Consider the following 251-nt stretch of genomic DNA (forward strand, 5'->3'; position numbering starts at 1 on the left):
AGGGCAATCTCATCGTAACCACTCGCCCCCTTGAGATCACCGTCGATGATACAAGTAAGGTGTATGGCGATCTCTATGAGTTTGATAATGAAGAATACAGCATAAGCTCTGGCGATTTGGTATCCGGTCATACCTTAAGTTTAGCCCTTTCCAGTGATGGCGCTGCGGAAGCTGCTGAGACAGGCTCCTATGATATCGCCATAGGCTCAGTTGAAATTATGGATGGTGGACAAGATGTCACGTCCAATTAT

1 protein-coding gene is annotated in these 251 nt (G+C 46.6%); it reads left to right on the top strand.

The window, feature by feature from the left end; translation table 11 throughout:
• On the top strand, positions 1–251 hold a 251-nt coding region (locus tag CALK_RS13130; RefSeq protein ID WP_034638493.1), incomplete at both ends, for an MBG domain-containing protein.

It is taken from the genome of Chitinivibrio alkaliphilus ACht1 (assembly GCF_000474745.1).
In the GTDB taxonomy this organism is placed as follows: domain Bacteria; phylum Fibrobacterota; class Chitinivibrionia; order Chitinivibrionales; family Chitinivibrionaceae; genus Chitinivibrio; species Chitinivibrio alkaliphilus.